Annotated in this window: 16 protein-coding genes; 10 read left to right on the forward strand and 6 right to left on the reverse strand. The window is 46.2% G+C overall.

Annotated elements, in window-relative coordinates:
* The first annotated feature begins 26 nt into the window (after positions 1-26).
* On the forward strand, positions 27-1220 hold the full coding sequence (locus tag AC3WU2_RS14265) for an MFS transporter (protein ID WP_492455141.1): 1194 nt from the start codon (positions 27-29) through the stop codon (positions 1218-1220).
* A gap of 37 nt (positions 1221-1257) precedes the next feature.
* Here the strand turns inward: AC3WU2_RS14265 and AC3WU2_RS14270 are convergent, their stop codons facing one another.
* The 3 genes from AC3WU2_RS14270 to AC3WU2_RS14280 form a co-directional block, all read right to left on the reverse strand.
* Complete coding sequence (locus AC3WU2_RS14270) at positions 1258-1827, reverse strand: superoxide dismutase family protein (protein ID WP_492455143.1); 570 nt, start codon at positions 1825-1827, stop codon at positions 1258-1260.
* Positions 1828-1966: 139 nt separating this feature from the next.
* Positions 1967-2839 (reverse strand): carbohydrate ABC transporter permease, encoded by an 873-nt coding sequence (locus AC3WU2_RS14275; protein ID WP_492455145.1) that lies wholly within the window; start codon positions 2837-2839, stop codon positions 1967-1969.
* Between the two features lie 15 nt (positions 2840-2854).
* Positions 2855-3805, reverse strand: a complete 951-nt coding sequence (locus AC3WU2_RS14280) for an ABC transporter permease (protein ID WP_492455147.1) — start codon at positions 3803-3805, stop codon at positions 2855-2857.
* 191 nt (positions 3806-3996) lie between these two features.
* On the opposite strand from AC3WU2_RS14280, the gene AC3WU2_RS14285 reads away from it, so the two are divergent.
* From AC3WU2_RS14285 to AC3WU2_RS14305, 5 genes are all read left to right on the forward strand, one after another.
* Positions 3997-5826 carry a sensor histidine kinase gene (locus AC3WU2_RS14285; RefSeq protein ID WP_492455149.1) on the forward strand — a complete coding sequence of 610 codons (1830 nt, stop codon included), beginning with the start codon at positions 3997-3999 and terminating at the stop codon, positions 5824-5826.
* Between the two features lies 1 nt (position 5827).
* Positions 5828-7456 (forward strand): response regulator transcription factor, encoded by a 1629-nt coding sequence (locus AC3WU2_RS14290; RefSeq protein WP_492455151.1) that lies wholly within the window; start codon positions 5828-5830, stop codon positions 7454-7456.
* 86 nt (positions 7457-7542) lie between these two features.
* Entirely contained in the window at positions 7543-9231 is a 1689-nt protein-coding gene (locus AC3WU2_RS14295; RefSeq protein ID WP_492455153.1) for a type 2 periplasmic-binding domain-containing protein, read from the forward strand.
* 449 nt (positions 9232-9680) lie between these two features.
* Entirely contained in the window at positions 9681-9998 is a 318-nt protein-coding gene (locus AC3WU2_RS14300) for a transposase (RefSeq protein WP_492455155.1), read from the forward strand.
* Positions 9999-10009: 11 nt separating this feature from the next.
* Positions 10010-10873: an IS3 family transposase gene (locus tag AC3WU2_RS14305; RefSeq protein ID WP_492455322.1), complete on the forward strand. Its 864-nt coding sequence runs from the start codon at positions 10010-10012 to the stop codon at positions 10871-10873.
* 396 nt (positions 10874-11269) lie between these two features.
* Here the strand turns inward: AC3WU2_RS14305 and AC3WU2_RS14310 are convergent, their stop codons facing one another.
* Entirely contained in the window at positions 11270-11914 is a 645-nt protein-coding gene (locus AC3WU2_RS14310; RefSeq protein ID WP_492455157.1) for a transcriptional regulator, read from the reverse strand.
* Between the two features lie 487 nt (positions 11915-12401).
* On the opposite strand from AC3WU2_RS14310, the gene AC3WU2_RS14315 reads away from it, so the two are divergent.
* The 3 genes from AC3WU2_RS14315 to AC3WU2_RS14325 all read left to right on the forward strand — a co-directional run bounded on the left by AC3WU2_RS14315 (position 12402) and on the right by AC3WU2_RS14325 (position 15056).
* Positions 12402-13499, forward strand: a complete 1098-nt coding sequence (locus AC3WU2_RS14315) for an LLM class flavin-dependent oxidoreductase (protein WP_492455159.1) — start codon at positions 12402-12404, stop codon at positions 13497-13499.
* A 137-nt stretch (positions 13500-13636) separates the two neighbouring features.
* Positions 13637-14086 carry a MarR family winged helix-turn-helix transcriptional regulator gene (locus tag AC3WU2_RS14320; protein WP_492455161.1) on the forward strand — a complete coding sequence of 150 codons (450 nt, stop codon included), beginning with the start codon at positions 13637-13639 and terminating at the stop codon, positions 14084-14086.
* Between the two features lie 88 nt (positions 14087-14174).
* On the forward strand, positions 14175-15056 hold the full coding sequence (locus AC3WU2_RS14325) for a pirin family protein (RefSeq protein WP_492455163.1): 882 nt from the start codon (positions 14175-14177) through the stop codon (positions 15054-15056).
* 73 nt (positions 15057-15129) lie between these two features.
* On the opposite strand, the gene AC3WU2_RS14330 is transcribed toward AC3WU2_RS14325, so the two are convergent.
* On the reverse strand, positions 15130-15813 hold the full coding sequence (locus AC3WU2_RS14330; RefSeq protein ID WP_492455165.1) for a polysaccharide deacetylase family protein: 684 nt from the start codon (positions 15811-15813) through the stop codon (positions 15130-15132).
* Positions 15814-15972: 159 nt separating this feature from the next.
* Here AC3WU2_RS14330 and AC3WU2_RS14335 point away from each other — a divergent pair, with 159 nt between their 5' ends.
* Positions 15973-16749, forward strand: a complete 777-nt coding sequence (locus AC3WU2_RS14335) for a glycosyltransferase family 2 protein (protein WP_492455167.1) — start codon at positions 15973-15975, stop codon at positions 16747-16749.
* Here the strand turns inward: AC3WU2_RS14335 and AC3WU2_RS14340 are convergent.
* The gene (locus AC3WU2_RS14340; protein WP_492455169.1) at positions 16706-17554 is read right to left on the reverse strand and encodes a chitosanase; all 849 of its coding nucleotides are present in this window, start codon (positions 17552-17554) and stop codon (positions 16706-16708) included. The genes AC3WU2_RS14335 and AC3WU2_RS14340 overlap by 44 nt on opposite strands.
* Positions 17555-17695 lie beyond the last annotated feature (141 nt).

The raw sequence follows: 17695 nt of genomic DNA on the forward strand, positions 1-17695 counted from the left end.
ATAAGTAGAAGGAGCGTGGCTGTAAGATGAAGTGGTTGGCCGATATGAAGGCATTCTTTCGCATTCGTGGTGCGAAACCGTTAATTATCGGGATGTTCGCCTATGGTATTGGTATGGGCATTCTCGCACCGATGAATGCGGTGTATATGAGGGATGGTATTGGACTTAGCAAATGGGAGATTACCTCAATTTTCTCGATTGCGCTTTTGTTGAATATGATCACGACGATTGCGGTTGGATTGATCAGTGATCGAATGAAGAGTAAGAAGACGCTCCCTGTTATTGCGAGTATGTTATGTATCATCGGTCTTACGATCTATATGCAGGCCTCTACATACGGCATAGCTTTGATTGGCATGATCTTCATCGTTGCACCTTCAGGGCTCATCATGGGGCAGCTGTTCGCTATGGCTCGCAATCACTTCATGCGGCATGCGTCTGCGTTTTTTGAAATGGCTCAAATTTGGCTTCGTACCACGTATAGTGTAGGGTTTTTCACGGGGCTGCTGGTCGGCGCGAATGTCTATTTGTTCGCTGATTTCAAAGGGATTTTGTGGGGAAATCTACTCGGTTATGTTATGTTATTAGCTTTGCTGCTCATTTTCCGAGAAGAAGAAGTCGGTTCGCTATCCCAGAAGAGTATGGGGGAGCCGCTCTCGATCGTCATGCTGATTGCGCTCCTATTGCTCTCCTGCGGTGATGCGCTGCGCGGGCTTTATTTGCCGCTTGTTGTTGTACAGAAATTCAAGGAGCCGCAGTTGATGTCTTATTTGTGGAGTGCTCAAGCAGTGTTCGAACTGTTATTTATGACTTTAGCGGGCTATTGGGCTGCAAAGTATGGCAGTAAAAAGGTGATATTCATCGCCAGTTTATGTGCGCTCGTCGTCTACATAACGTATACTCTGTCACCGTCGCTCATTATTTTCTTTATGGTTCAACCATTGTATTCCTTCTTCGTGTCTGTTTTGTATGGCGTAGCCATGGGATACGTACAGAGGATGTTCCATACGCGAGTCGGTTTTGGATCAAGTCTGTATGTCTTCTTATCGCAGACCGCTTCCTTGGTCGGCTATGTGCTGCCATTCCTTGTGCCGGGTTACCAACCGACCATTTTCGTGATACCAGCAGCTCTGGTAATGACATCACTGGCATTGATGACGTTTATCTTGCTTGGTGAGAAGCGTATACCGAACAATAGCCCCCTTAAGCACCATGGTTAGGTGCCTGAGGGGGCTATGCTTGAATGGTTAGTTGTTGTTAGCGAATAACGGCGCAGCCGATTCGATCCCCGGAGTTGCCAGCAGGATTCGTGTGCATATCATCCGGATCTGCGTGAATGACGAGTGAAGTCCCGCCTTCCTTGAATAGGGAGTTCGGTTCGCCCTTCCTCATCGTCACTGCAGTATTGACGAATTGCACTTCACCTTTGCCGTTTGAGCCGACGACGAGGTTCGCAAGATCTCCTGCATGCTCCCCATTCGGATTGTTAAATCCATGCTCTTTGCTGGTTGGGTTGAAATGTCCGCCAGCCGACTTGAAGTCTGGCGCTTCACATTTGCCCATCTCATGGATATGGATACCATGCAATCCTTTTTTAAGTCCAGATGCGGATACATCAATTTGGACACCTTTTGCGAGTTGCGTGAATGTCGCTGTTCCGATTTTTTTGCCTTTGCCATTGATAATATCGGATGTTATCGGTTGTACATTGGCTGAGGGTTCATGGGCTGCAGATACGTGCATAGCGGATTGCTGTGCATCACAGCCTGTTAATGCAAGAATTATGCCGCCTGCAAGCCATGCCCAAGATGTTTTTTTCAATTTCATACGCCTCCAATTGATCGCTCTTTTGCATCAAACATTCATCTATTTTTCCCAATAACGGCAAAAGCAAACCTCTTCTGGAAAGAATGGATGTATGCATCCTCGTAAGAACGATGAATCGAAAGACGCTTCGATAGATCTTCTACTCTTTGACGGCCCCAATGACAATTCCTTTGACGAAGAAACGCTGTAGGAACGGATAGACCATCAAGATAGGCAGTGCGCCGATAAAGATCTGGGAAGCACGAATCGTGCGCTGTGATAAGTTGGCTACGAGCGAAGGATCGAACTTGGTCATATCCGCTTGAACGATAATCGTCTGCATGAAGCTCGCGAGCGGCAAATTCTCCGATTCTTTGATGTAGATCAATCCGTCAAAATAGGCATTCCAATGACCTACCATAATGAATAACGAGACGGTTGCGATCGCGGGCAGAGAGATCGGAAGATAGATCGAAATAAATGATCGCAAATATCCAGCACCGTCCATAAAAGCAGCTTCTTCAAGATCTTTGGGGACTGCACGGAAAAAATTAAGCAGCAGGATGACGTTGTAGACCCCGACTAAGCCCGGAAGAATGAGTGCTGCTAGGGTATTTATGAGTCCTAGCTTCAAGATTAAAATATAACTCGGAATAAGTCCGCCGGTGAACAACATCGTAACGACGAAATACCACATGTAAATATTACGCGCGCGGAAAGTATGCGCTTCTTTGGATAACGCATAGGCAGCGGCAGTATTAACGACCATCGCAAGCGCTGTTCCGAGCACCGTACGTTCAACCGATACCCATAAGGACGAGAGGAAATTGGCGTTGCCGAAGGTCTTGGTATAAGCTTCTAGTGTAAATCCGATAGGCCAGAATTTCACCAGACCAGCATTGGCTGGTGCTTGCGAGCTGAGGGATACCATTAATAGGTGCAGCATCGGCAACACGCAGAGTACGGAAATAATGGCCAAAAAAGCATAATTAAAGATGGAGAAGACCCGGTAAGGCAGCGTTTTGTGATACATTGGATGTCACCCTTTCTAGAAAATCCGATACCCTGCGAATTTGTATGCAAGTCGATATGAGACCACGATTAAGATCAAGCTAATGACGGATTTGAATAGACTGACGGCGGTTCCGAAGCTGAATTGCCCCGTCAGCAGACCCTCACGATAGACGAACGTGTCGATAATATCGCCTTGTTGGTAGATTAGCGGGTTGTATAGGTTGAAGATCTGGTCGAAATTCGCGTTCAATACATTGCCGAGTGCGAGTGTCGCAACAACGATCGTAATCGGAATTAGCGAAGGGATTGTAATATATAGCGTCTGTTTGAACCGCCCGGCGCCATCGACTTCAGCCGCTTCGTACAGCGCAGGGTTAATACCTGCTAGGGCTGCTAGGAAGATGATTGTGTTGAATCCGAATTCTTTCCAGACGTCACTGAAGATGATGGTGAGCCGGAACCAGAAGCCATCACCAAGGAAGAAGATCGGCTTGATTCCGAACAAGGATGTGAGGAACTGATTGATGATTCCGGTCTGTGCGAGCATGTCGATCAGAATCCCGCCGAGTGTTACCCAGGACAAGAAGTGAGGCAAATAGACAAAGGTCTGAATCGATCGCTTGAATCCCATATGCCGCACTTCATTCAGCAGCAAGGCGAATATAAATGGGATGAGCAGGTTCATGACAATTTTGGAGCAGGCGAAGAATAATGTATTCCACGTAATCTGCAAGAAGTATTCGTTCTGGAACATGTACTGAAAATGCTTCAGGCCAACCCATGGAGAGCCTGTAATGCCTAGAGCGGCTTTATAATCCTGAAATGCCATAACAATGCCCGACATCGGAAGATAAGAGAATATAAAAACTAGAATAGCCGCAGGTAAGACCATTAGATGTAATATCCAAGTGGGCTTCTTGCTGCGTTTTGTCATCTTGTGACTGCCGGTGTTAAGGGCTGTTTGTTGCGTCGTATTCATATCCATGGCGCTCTCCCGTTCGTTAAATTGGTGTTTAAAAGTCAAAAGTTAACTTTTTAAACGACCTTAGAAAAATAAAATTGTGTAAAAAGAGGATCTCTGCTATTAATAGTAGCAAGCGGCGATGTCGCGAGACTATATGACAATGTTAGGCTCGATAGGGTTTTGTTAGGGATCATGAATAGGGGGATTCGGGCATGGGACTGCGCATGGGATGGCATAGAGGGATCGATTACATAAGGAGAAGGTTATTCGGGTCTAGGCAGAGTCTGTTCGCCAAAATGAACTTGTTGATTGTGATTTTGTTCATCCCGATCATTCTGATGTATTCGTACTCGAATAATGTTGCGCTTAATGTCGTGAGTAAAGAACTCCAGATGTCCAATACAAGGCAGCTTGCATTCCTATCGGGACAGATTGAATCTAGAATTAAGCAAATGATGGACTTTACGATCTCCTTCTCGAAGGATCCTAATGTGAAGACATTTAATGGATTACAGATCTGGGGGGATCGATATGATCGCATGCAGACGCGATATGCTGTACAGGAGAAAATGGTGCTTCAATCGGGGCTTGTCAATATATGGCCGGCTAGGTATACGGTATATTCGCAGCAGAATCAAGATTTAATATCCAACTTCAGCAATGATAGCAAGTACGATGATACGTATCTCACAGGGAACGTTAGCAGCAATTGGGTATATCGGCACGGTCAGTCCCCCAAGACGGGAGAACCGAAAGCATTCTATTGGCTCTATACGGACAATTTTGGTCAACAAGGTGTCATTCGCGGCAGCAGTCTTGTCGTTGAGGCGAGCTTCAGCAATGAGAACATTCAGAATATGCTAGATTCCTATAAAGCTGGCGGGCAGCGTGAGACGGTGTTCTATCACAAGGGTGAAGCACCAATCTTAAACCGAACAGCGAATCAAAAGCTGATTCATGAGCTGATCCCGGCCTTGGACGAGATGACGCTTGGGGATACGAATCAGCAAGTGATCCAGTTGGATGGCAAATCCTATCTACTCAGTTCCATCAAGTCGCCGAATCTCAATTGGTATTTGGTCGATGTCGTAGCGCTTGAGCAAGTACTCGGCCCCATTTCGTATAGTCGTGATTTATTCTATTTCACGATGGTCTTGTTATTTGTCGTGGGTATCACAGCTTCTATTCTGCTATATCGAAATGTGCAGCGACCGATTAAACAGCTGATCGGCGGATTGCAGCGCGTGAAGCGAGGGGATTTCACGGTTCGCATTTATTCGAAGGATAGCAGTGAATTCTCATTCTTATTCCATCGATTTAATGAGATGTCGCGTCAAATTCAAGATCTCATCGAAAATGTCCTGAACGAGAAACTGCGAGCTCGCGAAGCGACACTTAAACAGTTGCAAGCCCAGATAAATCCGCATTTTCTCTATAATTGCCTCGGCTACATTATTAATATGGCCCAAATGAAAGAGGAGGAAGCCGTCGTATCGATGGCGCATAATTTAAGTGCTTATTATCGATATACGACCCGCATGGAGAAGGAGACGGCGACACTAAGCGAGGAAGTGAAGCTACTCGTGAATTATCTGGACATTCAGAAATTGCGGAATGGACGAATAGACTATCATATCGACATGCCTGAACCGATGCTTGCACAGCATGTTCCGCGACTATTGCTACAGCCGATTGTTGAGAACGCGGTCATTCACGGTATAGGAAAAACATACTCATCAGGTGCTATTCAAATCGTTGGAGAATTCTCTGAACGTTATTGCACGATCTATGTGGACGATGACGGGCCGGGGATGACAGCGGAAGACGAAGAAGCCTTGAATCGTAAAATGCTGGAACCGCTTCATGAGGAGATGGGTTGCGGACTATGGAATACCAATCAGCGAATTATGCATCAATTCGGGGGATCATCATTCCTGCATTTTACGAAGTCCCCACTCGGAGGATTTCGAACAGTGATACAATGGGAGCTTCCTCCAGATGAACAAAATCGTCTGAAGAAGGCTGAAAAAGGAGATAACTAGCATGCAGATGATCATAGTAGATGATGAAGCGCATTGGGTAGATAATTTATCCATGTTCAAGCCTTGGCATACCCTAGGCATTGAACAAGTGCATCGAGCGTATTCCGCACAGGAAGCGCTGCAGATCATAGAGACAAATCCCATTGACATTGTCATATCGGATATTATTATGCCTGAAATGACCGGACTTGAGTTGATCGAACGGGTTAGAGTCGTGGATGGACGCATTAAATGTATTATTTTATCAGGCCATTCGGATTTTGAATTTACGAAGAAGGCACTCCAGAACCAAGCGATAGATTATCTGCTCAAGCCACCCACCGACGAGGAATTATTCGGCGCTGTTCGGATCGCCATCGATCAGTTGAACCGGGAATGGGAGCAGATTAGCTCTGTTGAACGGACGGTTCATACGCTTCGCGAGAACTTGCCGCTGCTGCAGGGACAACTTCTTCTTGATGCTTTTCGAGGTCAACCAATGGCAGATGAAGAATGGGAGCGCAAATTAGAGAACTACCTGCTGCCCTTCCATGAAGGAGAGGCGGTGCTTCTACTGGTTCGGATTGAAGAGGCGTCCGACTACACGAAGAAGATGGGGCCTCAGCTGTTAGAATATGCCATGATGAATATGGCGCAAGAAATTCTCGGAGAATCTTGCGAAGTGTGGGGCGTGAAGGAGGAGCATGGCTATTTGGCCTTTGTCCTCCAATTCAAAGGGATTAGTACGGTGGCAGGTCGAGGGGCGAAGCTAGAGAAATTGGCGATCCAACTGCAATGCAAGGTCAAGCAGTTCTTGCGATCTTCCATTTCCATCGTAATGACCGATGGATTCCGTTTTCCTCAGCAGTTACCTGAGCGGTATTTGCAGGCGACGTCCTATTTTCGGCAAATTGTTGGGGATGAGCGCGAGTTTGTTACGCGTGCCTTGGATGTGGATCAGAGTCTATCTCAGCGGCCGCTCGATGCGCTCTATTTGCCTCCATCCTTCATGAATCTGCTTGAGGCAGGGCGCTGGGAAGCCGTCAAAGAAAAGATTAGTGCGGTATGCGCGGAGCTGGACCGGGATTGGGCGGAATCGCTGGAGCATTGCATGGAAGCAGGGTTCGTCATAGGTTCTTCCTTTACTTATTTGGCGCATCGGAACGGCCAGAGTCTGACGCGTCTCATCGGACCTGACATGGCGATGATGCAGAACGGCGAGGCCTTCTCCACCATTAGCAAGCTGCGGAATTGGTCGCTCCGTGTCCTTACGAAGCTGCAGGAAGCGAATTCCGATCAAGCCTCGGATAGCCGGTCGACTTACGTATCGAAGCTTCAAGCTTTTGCGGAGAAAAATTTGCATCTGGATGTCTCTTTGCGCGCACTTGCGGATCATGTGAACTTGCATCCGACGCATTTGTCCAAAATATATAAGATCGAGACAGGGGAAGGCATCAGTGATTATGTATCAAGACTTCGGATGGATCGGGCTTGTCACAAGCTGAAGACGACCGATAAGAAGGTCTATGAAATCAGTCAGGAAATCGGATATTTGGACCCTGCGTATTTCATCAAAGTGTTCAAACGTCAGTTCGGGGTGACACCACAGGAATATCGAGACGGTCATGAAACGCATGATAGAGTCCTATAAAAACTAACAAAGTCATATAGATGTCCTCCCTAATCCGTTGGTAAAGTTACAGATGTAGCTATCTTACACAGTAGGGGGAATACAGAATGGGTAAATTCAGAAAATCATTGCTGCTACTTATGGTCTCAGCTCTGCTCGTGATCTCAGCCTGCGGCGGGAAAACGGACAGCGGCAATACGGAGAAGGCAGCAGAGAAGCCGACCGATACAAATACGGTTTCTGCAGCGGATGAAGCATTTGCAAAAGGAAAATATGACCCGCCGATTGAGATTAGCACAAGTCTCATGCCGACGAAGAAATTTACAAAGGGCGACACAAAAGAAAACAACGCTCATGATCGCTGGATGCTCGAGACGCTCGGGATTAAGCATAAGGATACTTGGTATCCGGCTGGCGATGCGCAGTATCGTCAGAAGCTGCAGCTTGCGGTTACTTCCGGCGAGAAGCTGCCTGATTTCGTTCCCGTTCCGACGGATCGCGTTCTGACGAACCAATTGATCGATTCTGGACAATTCATCGCAATTGACGAGCTGTTCGATAAATATGCGAATAAAATCTGGAAAGATCACACGGAGAAGAATCCAGAGTTATGGTATCCGTTCACGCGTGATGGCAAAAAGTACAACCTGCCAATCATGGAATATACCGATAATGACGATACACTCCTATGGCTTCGCGAAGATTGGATGGAGAAGCTGAACCTTCAAGCGCCTAAGACAATCGCGGATCTAGAGAACATTATGGATAAGTTCAAGAACCAGAATCCAGACGGTCTGCCTGCGAAGAATGTCTACCCATTGGCTGTGTCGTTGAAAGGTAATACAAATACATGGATGGCTTCGCTCGATTGGTTATTCGGTGCTTATGGAACGATCGAAGAGCAGTGGAATAAAGATGCGGATGGCAACTTGGTCTACGGTTCGGTTCACCCAGGCGCCAAGCAAGCACTTGCGAAGTTGAAAGAATGGATGGATAAAGGTTACATCCACGTCGATGCGGCATTGTGGGATGAAGGCAAAGCTTCTGAGAGTTGGACGAAAGGTGAAGCAGGCATCTTGGCAGGTGCGAACTGGGTTCCAGATTGGCCAGCTCCGGACTTGTTGAAGAATGTGAAGGGTTCGAAATATAAAGCATACCCTGTTCCTGCAGGTCCAGATGGATTGATGGGAACGAAATGGCAGAACTCCGGTGTTAACAGCAGTATCATGATCAATAAAGATGCGAAGCATCCGGAAGCGATCATTCTCTATTACAACTACCTGCTTGATAATCTTGCAAATCCGAAGGCAGGCAGTGCTTATGAATATGGTTTTGCTAAAGGATATGACTGGGATGTCGTAGACGGTCAACCGACGAGCAATAAAGATAAGATCAAAGACTTCAACAACGACTTCCCTTACTTAACAGGTCCTGCTCGTATTCCGGATCTGTACATGAAGACGCTTGTGAAGCTTGCAGACGGCGCGAAGCCTGAGACGCCATATGAGAAGCAAATCGCAGAATTCCGCAAGCCAGAGAACTGGTATGCAGCGAAGGTTGTTATGTCGCAACTGGATATTCGTAAGCAAAATTACTTCACAGGTGCAGCGACACCAACGATGATCACGAAATGGAACTTGCTGCGTCAATCCGAGATGGAGACGTTCAATAAGATCATCTACGGCAAATTGCCAGTGGATGCATTTGATCAGTTCGTTACAAGCTGGAAAGCAAATGGCGGCGATCAAATCACGAAAGAAGTTAACGATTGGTTCAAATCGGCAACGGCAAAATAATAAACTGTCTTAAAAGAAGGCTGTCTTATCCAGATCATCTCGATCTGCGTAAGGCAGCTTTTCTTTGTCGAGTATGTGAAACGGTTACTAAAATCTTCAAACTGATGTACTGGAGCGATCAACCTGCACGGATTGAACAGCATATCAAGAGAGTGTGCTTGCTCACGGAAGGTAGTAGTCAACATTGCAGCCGCGTGAGCGGACCGTGGTTCCGTTATTTGATAGAAATGCGCTTAAATCATAGGTTTTGTGGACTACAGATCCGTTATATGCGATGTAATCCTTCGACAAGATTCGTTTTATCGCAAATAACGGAACCTCGGTCCGCAATCGTTGAATGATTGGTATAGGCCGAGCGAATAACGGAACCACTGTAACTAGAATAAAAAGTGGACACAACGTTAAGGAACAAAAGATAATACACTTAACGAAAGAAGAGGTGTCCAATTGTGGGGGAACAACGACAACGGTATAACGAAGAATTTAAAAAGCAAACAGTGAAATACATTCAAGAGCAAACGAAGTCCCTGTCCGAAATATGTGACGAACTCAGCATTCCGAAAGGCACCGTACACCAATGGATCGCGCAGTATCGGCAATTCGATCAGGAAGCGGTTAATCATCCGGAGAAGATCAGGCAACTCGAGCAAGTGCTGAAGGACAATGAGGCGGAGAACCGCCGTAAAGAGCGTGAAATTGATGAATTGAAAGAAGAGTTGGCCATTCTAAAAAAGGCGTTGCACATCTTCAGCAAAGAAAAGAACTAAGGTTTCAATTTATTGAAGATCATCTCTCCGAATTTCGCGTGGAGAAGATGTGCAGCGTGTTACGCGTATCCAGGAGTGGTTATTACAAATGGCGTACGGCAGCCCCTTCTGAGCAGCGCCAACGAAAGGAGAAGCTCAAAAAACGCATTATATGGCACTTCTATGACTCCGAAGAACGCTATGGAAGCCCAAGAATTCATCGGGAACTTAAGAAGGAAGGCTGGTCCGTATCGGAACGAACGGTCGGCCTCATCATGCACGAAGAAGAGCTTCGTTCCTGTATGTCACGTAAATTCAGAGTAAGCACGACAGATTCCAAACACGAACTGCCCATCGCACCAAATGAGCTGCAACAAGATTTTTCAGCAACAAAGCCGAATGAAAAATGGGTGGCGGACATCACTTACATTCCTTGTCGCCAAGGAAAGCTGTATCTGGCCAGTATCTTGGATCTGTACACGAAACAGATCGTAGGATGGAAATTGGGCGACAATATGACGACAGATTTGGTTTTGGATGCGCTGAAGCAAGCTCATGCCGCGAAAAGACCGGGAAAGGGACTAATCCACCACTCCGATCGTGGTTCACAGTATGCGTCAAAAGATTACCGCAAGCAACTCAAGAAGTACCGTATGAAACCCAGTATGAGCCGGAAAGGAAACTGCTACGATAACGCGTGTATTGAGGCGTTTCACAGCATCTTGAAGCGCGAGTTGATCTACTGTAAACCAAAGTTTAAAACCAAGCAAGAGGCGCAAGAGAAACTATACCGATACTTAGAATTCTTTTATAACCGAAAACGTTCCAACAGTACGCTGGGATACATGTCGCCGGTTCGCTTCGAGCAGCTCTACTATAAGAGAAATTCAGCTTAATTTGTGTGTCCACTTTATTGACAGAGGAGCACACAGTCCGTAGACAGTTCTAAGCTACGAATGGAATATGCTATTATCCAGATTCGTACTTATCGAAGCATGTACGTTCTAAATCGGTCTTGGCTGCTTGCTCGCGGACGGCGGCAGTCGACATTGCAGCCGCGTGAGCGGACCAAGGTTCCGTTATTTGATAGAAATGCGCTTAGATCATAGGTTTTGTGGACTACAGATCCGTTATATGCGATGTAATCCTTTGACAAGATTCGTTTTATCGCAAATAACGGAACCTCGGTCTGCAATCGTTGAATGATTGGTATGGGCCGAGCGAATAACGGAACCACAGTCCGTATATAGCTCTAAGCTACGAATGTAATATGCTATTATCCAAGTTTGTACTTATCGAAGCATGTACGTTCTAAACCGGTCTTGGCCACTTGCCACACGCAATATTTGCTGATCGACTAACCGGTGTAAAATACGTCTGACATGCCGGTCGCTCACTTTCAAATGTGCAGCAAGCTCTAGTGGTGTGAGCGGCCGCAGCACACGTCGAGCGAAACGAACGGTCTCAGCTTCTAACCAAGACAAGGAAGATGCTACATCTGTCGCGATAAATTTACCGATAAAAGCAAGAACGAGCTGCTGACATTCTTTTGGCTCATCCGTAATGGAAGGGTACGCCACGGGTAGGAACATCCACCCATCAAGGGCTAGAAGGCAATGCCGTGTACATAAATCCTTGAATCTTCTCACATCCAAATCACGAGCATGCGGTCCATATCCCTGTATCTCAATACCTCCTTTGGCACCCCCGGGCATATAGGCCAGGTCTAGATAACGGTAGCCGTTTTTGAAATCTCGCACTTCCCATTCTGGATACAAGTGATCGAAATGACCGACAACGGGAAACCATATCGTTCGTAGAAATTCCACCGTCCCATGACCTAAGCCTTTTTGGAGAATCTCACGTCTTCTATGGTTTTTTTCTTCATCCATATTCATTTGCAGCCACTGTTCATATCGTTCTTTAAACTGTCCCATATCGATGCATCCCTCCATTTTAAATGCAACAAAAAGCCGCCTCGAATGAACTGACCCAGAGCGAATGTCTGGGAAAGTTACTCGAAGCGGCGTGTGCTTCACGACCTATAGAATTAGTATAGCGATTATGGATAAATTATACAATATTTGAACCTTCCGATTTCATTCTAAAGGATCATTACCTTATTCAAGTTACCGTGGTCAAGCCCCCATTTAGTAGACATTGAAAAAGCCCTTCCTCAATTCGCCTTTGTGCCTCTAACAATAACGTTGACAATAGTAAATTACTATAATACACTTACTTACTATAAGTAATCTTTATCTATATTTAAATTTGAATTTGTAAAAAATGGCGCAGTGCTTAGGACGAAGCGTACAGGAAAAACGAGGTCTTGTGAGCATACTTTAAATATCGGAGTGTACGAGCTGAACTGCGTTCATGGATCTTTACAGGCGTATAGGATTCATGTCATCTAGGGAGGGAACCATGAATATGAAAAATGAAGGAGTACAACCAAAGTTTGAATTCGGACTTTATACACTAGGCGATTTATCCATAGATATACAGACAGGGCATAAGATCAGTCCAGCACAGCGATTGCATGAAATTGTGGAAGCCGCGAAGCTTGCAGATGAAGCAGGGATTGATGTGTTCGGCGTCGGCGAGCATCATCGGCTGGATTTCGCATTATCATCTCCACCAGTTGTCCTAGCTGCCATCGCGCAAGCCACGAAACGTATTCGATTAACGAGCGCCACAACCGTACTCAGTACTGCGGATCCTGTCCGTGTCTTCGAAGATTTCGCAACATTAGATTTGCTCTCGAACGGGCGTGTCGAGATCATCTCGGGTCGGGGAGCCTTCTTGGAATCCTTCCCATTATTCGGTTATGCATTAGATGATTACCATGCCTTGTTCCAGGAAAATCTAACATTACTGCAAGAGCTCAACCGTCATTCCAAGTTAACCTGGAAAGGTACGTTCCGCAGCGATCTTCAAGATGCTGAAATTGCGCCGAGACCGTTACAGTCCGAGCTTCCGATCTGGATTGGCGTAGGTGGAACACCTGCTAGTGCTGCGCTTGCAGGGACTTATGGTACGGGGATGGCCCTTGCCATTCTAGGAGGAGACCCATCGAAGCTGCAGCACCTCGTCAGGACCTATCGGCAAGCTGGTAGGAATGCGGGACATGATCCTCAGCATTTACAAGTGGGAATCACGAGTCACGGTTATATTGCCAAGACGACGGAGCAGGCTTTTAACGAATTTTATCCTTATTATGCGAATTATACGTCACATTTCAACGGAAACCGACTAGAGTCGAGCACCTTGACGCGAGATGCATTCGAGCAGCTTGTGGGTCCAGATACGGCGTTAGCCGTAGGCAGTCCAGAACGTATTGCCGAGAAGATTCTTACGCAGCATAAGATGTTCGGGCATACACGGTATATGCTGCAGATGGACATTGGCGGCGTTCCATTCTCTCGAATCGCTGCTGCGATCGAACTGTTAGCAACCGAGGTTGCTCCAATCGTGCATCGTGAGCTTCGTAAGCAATCCCAAGATAGTTCTGTAAGAGCATAATACAAATCATATTAGACTGGCATCCACTTATTGAGGATGTCAGTTTTTAGCATATTGACAAATGGGGTGAAACAATATATCTTTAACTCAAGATAATTAAGCGCAACATAAGAAACAGTAGAATCGAGGAAATGAAGATGGCGAATCATACCGAGGAAGAACAGCTTGCATCACTTAAACTGCTCGTCGTCCTCTCCAAGGCTTATAAGACAATTATGGATAGTGTATCGAAGGATATTCGGACCTATGATCTGTCGCCTTCCGAATTTGGCATCTTAGAGGTACTCTTTACGAAGGGGAGAATCCCACTTCAGCAGATTGGTGAGAAAATTCTGATCACAAGTGGTACGATGACCTATAACATTGATAAGCTCGTGAAGAAAGGCTGGATTGCACGTATTCCATCGCAGGAGGATCGACGGGTCATCTTCGCGGAGCTCACAGCGCAGGGCCAGGAATTCTTCGGACAAATCTTTCCTCAACATGCCGATCGAATCCACGAGTTAATGGGTGGACTCTCCCAAGGGCAGAAGGAAGAGGCGATTGAGATGCTGAAGTTATTAGGTAAAGGGGCTAATGGTACGTAGCCCGTTTTCTTCGCCTTAAAATCTTTAATTAAAGAATATTTAATTGAAATAAAATTCATACAACAACAATTAAAGGAGTCGTGATCATATGTCAACATTTCGTTCGATTGAAGGAATTTTCAAAGGCGCACCTTTTCAAATGGTTGGAGACGGGTTTCGTGTATCGAATTATTTCCCATCCGGGAACCTATTCATCGAACGTTTAAGTCCATTTATTCTGCTGGACTATAATTCGCCCTATGAATTTCCGCCAGCCCATGCTGCCAGAGGTGTCGGAGCGCATCCGCATCGTGGATTCGAGACTGTAACGATCGCATATGACGGGTATGTCGAGCATCATGATAATGCAGGGAATCATGGCGTCATTGGGCCAGGAGATGTGCAATGGATGACGGCAGGTTCGGGTGTACTGCATAAGGAATACCAAGAGCAGTCGTTCGCAGAACGCGGCGGTATCATGCATATGATTCAGCTATGGGTGAATCTGCCGCAGGCGAGCAAAATGAGTCCGCCGAAATATCAGGAATTGCTGAAAGATCAAATGGCTTATGTGGGGCTGCCGTATGATGCGGGAACGGTTCGTATTATTGCAGGTGAGTTCGAAGGCGTGAAGGGTCCAGCGGAGACATTCACACCTGTTAATCTGTTCGACATCACCTTGAAACAGCAAGGGCAGGCAAGATTTGCGCTTCCGCAATCTTTCAATACGGCGATGTTGGTTCTACAAGGTCAAGTAAAAATTAATGATGAGTCCGTCGCTACGGCCTCTGAACTTGTCCTCTTTAAGAACGAACAAGGAGAAATACTGATCGAAGGAATGTCCGAAGACACGCTTGTGATCGTTCTCAGCGGAGAACCGATTCATGAGCCGATTATTCAGCACGGACCGTTCGTCATGAATACGGAGCGAGAGATTGTTGAGGCCTTCCGCGATTTGCGAATCGGTAAGTTCGGCAACCCGAACTTCTGATAAAAGGAAATAAATACAAAAGAGGCGATGTCTCGATTTGATATGGAATCGGAAACTATCGCCTTTTTTGATCTCATAGGGTTTTCAATCGTATCGGCTTCAATGTCTCATCTAGCTTATCCAGACGATAGTCATGTTCTTGAAGATATTCAATAATATCTCTGAGCAGTTCAGCCGTCTCCAGGCGATCATGCATCAAGATCACAGGCCTCCTGCCGCGATGACGCAGCTTTCGAACGCGCTTTTTCACGGCTCGAACAGACCGATTATCTCGATATTTCCAATCTCGACTATCGACATTCCAGTCCCAGAGGAGGTAGCCCCAGCGCTCCACCTCATCAAAATAGGAGGGTCTCATATGAGGAATGCTTCCATAAGGAGTACGGACGAGTCGCGTGTCTTTGCCCGTTACCGCACGGAGTGTGTTCCGTGTGTCATTGAACTCCTCGATGACGGATTCCTTCGAAGCATAGAAGAGCTCCACGCGGTGAGTCACGCCATGCAGTCCAATGGCATGGCCCTCACGAACGATGCGCATAGCCGTGTAAGGATGCTCAAGAATATGCGGCTTCAGCATAAAAAAGGTCGCCTTCGCATCATATTCCTTCAATACATCTAGAATTTGTTCGGTGTATTCGTTGGGACCATCATCAAAGGTGAGGTAGGCGATTCTGTGATCGCTGTCGGAACGTATTGTCGATTTTTTATGATGCTTTAACGGTTTAATCTTCGGTTTTATCCTACTTCTCATAATCATAAGAACGGTCTTCTCCCCTCCAAGAGGAATCTCGTACGCCATTTCCACGAAACAACCAGTTGATTCGCCGTCTTTATTTTATATACATTTCATACTAATATAGTGACTCCTTGAAAGAAAAAAGACGCTTTTCCAATACCCTGGAAGGAGGACCGCCAAGTGAAAACCCGAAGTGGTTATCAGTATAAAGGGAAGGGAATTTCAATTATTACCTGTACCAAACGCCCTCATCATATTCAGAATATATTCGAAAATTTCAATAGACAGAATTGGGTAAAGAAAGAACTGATCATTATTCTGAATAAAGATAACTTCGATATTCAAGAGTATCGGGAAATGGCTCGGGATTATGCCAATGTATCCGTATATCAGTTGCCTGAAGACACCTCGCTAGGGGCATGTTTGAACTATGCGGTCCAAGAATCGAAGTATAATACGATTGCGAAGTTCGATGACGATGATTATTATGCGCCAAGTTACTTAACTGGCTCGATGCTGGCGATGAAAAAAAGCGGAGCCGACATTGTTGGCAAACGCGCATGTTATGCGTGGCTCAAAGGGAATCAAAAGCTGATCCTTCGGTTTCCTCAGTATGAACGTAAGTATGTATCGATCCTCCCGGGTGCGACGTTGGTCTTCAAGAAGAAAGTGTTCAAGAAGGTTCAGTTCCCGGATCGCAGCAATGGGGAGGATGATAAATTCTGTCGAGACAGCAGAGCACGGGGCTATCGTGTCTACTCTGCGAGCAAATATAACTTTGCAGCGATCCGAGAGAAAAATTCGATGGGGCATACGTGGGTGATTAGTGATCGAAAGTTATTATCAGCGGATGTCAAAGTGATCCAAGGGGTACGCAACTATAAAAAATACGTAACGAAGTATATTCCTAAGGCTACACTATCGTCTCGTGGTACTCGCTCGTATCAATCACGATAGGTGCGTTTAAGGCGTAATTGTTGCTTGCTGCGATGGATTTGAAGACATCGATGCGTCCTACTGATTGGGCCCATTCTTGCTGCGTTGAGCGGTTGGATGGGTTCTTCAGGTCTTCTCGACGTACATCGAGAAATTTGGCGAGCCACTTCTTCTCATCAATGCCTTGCTGAGGTGATCCGCCTACAGCCGTATTGGTTCGCTTGATTAAAGCGGACAAGCTATCCGGATCATTCCCGTCGCCATGCTGGATGATGGTGTCATAGAGCACCGCCATGGAGAGTGGAAGCTGCAGTCCTGCTGTACTCGCATAGGAAGCGGAAGGACGATAATACCAATCATCGACCACTTCATCTTGAACGGTGCGGAATGTGCTGTCTTTGCCAAGGGATTTCCAAGCTTTATCAAATCCAGTCAATCGTGATACATCAGCTTGATTCCGAGCGCTGTTTAACCGTTTTAGTTCGGGCAGGTAAGGGGCGAGTTTATTCGAAGGGACGCGATTCGTGTACCGTTTAACGACTTCGTATGCATCTCCCGTGCCTGTCGTGAATCCAGCGCGGCCGCAAGTAAAGCCTCGGCCATCATGCAGATTCTCGGCATAGCCATATTGAATAGTCGTGACCCCATTTTCGAATAAGCTGATCAATTTTTCGGCTAGTAACTTTTGTGTGGGCGTTAAGGTCGCGGAAGTGTCGGCCTCACTGTATATTTTTACTTTGGTGGGTGCTTCCTTAGGGGTTGAGTAGGACGTGCATCCTGTCATCAGCATGACGATCATTACTGTTGTAAGAAGAATTCGTTTCATAGGTGTTCTCCTTTGTCACATCGTTGGAATGATTTTGAGCTTGGGTTAGTATTCCATAAACACCAGAAATCATGAAGGAACTCTGCGTGTGCGCAGAAATTAAAGGTTTGAGGAAATTCACTTATATAGGTCGTTGAGACT

It is taken from the genome of Paenibacillus sp. EB106-05-06-XG162 (assembly GCF_058791655.1).

Excerpts from the sequence above, each read along its gene's own strand:
- AC3WU2_RS14265 (WP_492455141.1), top strand. The coding sequence starts at position 27 with ATGAAGTGGTTGGCCGATATGAAGGCATTCTTTCGCATTCGTGGTGCG.
- AC3WU2_RS14270 (WP_492455143.1), bottom strand. The coding sequence starts at position 1,827 with ATGAAATTGAAAAAAACATCTTGGGCATGGCTTGCAGGCGGCATAATT.
- AC3WU2_RS14275 (WP_492455145.1), bottom strand. The coding sequence starts at position 2,839 with ATGTATCACAAAACGCTGCCTTACCGGGTCTTCTCCATCTTTAATTAT.
- AC3WU2_RS14280 (WP_492455147.1), bottom strand. The coding sequence starts at position 3,805 with ATGGATATGAATACGACGCAACAAACAGCCCTTAACACCGGCAGTCAC.
- AC3WU2_RS14285 (WP_492455149.1), top strand. The coding sequence starts at position 3,997 with ATGGGACTGCGCATGGGATGGCATAGAGGGATCGATTACATAAGGAGA.
- AC3WU2_RS14290 (WP_492455151.1), top strand. The coding sequence starts at position 5,828 with ATGCAGATGATCATAGTAGATGATGAAGCGCATTGGGTAGATAATTTA.
- AC3WU2_RS14295 (WP_492455153.1), top strand. The coding sequence starts at position 7,543 with ATGGGTAAATTCAGAAAATCATTGCTGCTACTTATGGTCTCAGCTCTG.
- AC3WU2_RS14310 (WP_492455157.1), bottom strand. The coding sequence starts at position 11,914 with ATGGGACAGTTTAAAGAACGATATGAACAGTGGCTGCAAATGAATATG.
- AC3WU2_RS14315 (WP_492455159.1), top strand. The coding sequence starts at position 12,402 with ATGAATATGAAAAATGAAGGAGTACAACCAAAGTTTGAATTCGGACTT.
- AC3WU2_RS14320 (WP_492455161.1), top strand. The coding sequence starts at position 13,637 with ATGGCGAATCATACCGAGGAAGAACAGCTTGCATCACTTAAACTGCTC.
- AC3WU2_RS14325 (WP_492455163.1), top strand. The coding sequence starts at position 14,175 with ATGTCAACATTTCGTTCGATTGAAGGAATTTTCAAAGGCGCACCTTTT.
- AC3WU2_RS14330 (WP_492455165.1), bottom strand. The coding sequence starts at position 15,813 with ATGATTATGAGAAGTAGGATAAAACCGAAGATTAAACCGTTAAAGCAT.
- AC3WU2_RS14340 (WP_492455169.1), bottom strand. The coding sequence starts at position 17,554 with ATGAAACGAATTCTTCTTACAACAGTAATGATCGTCATGCTGATGACA.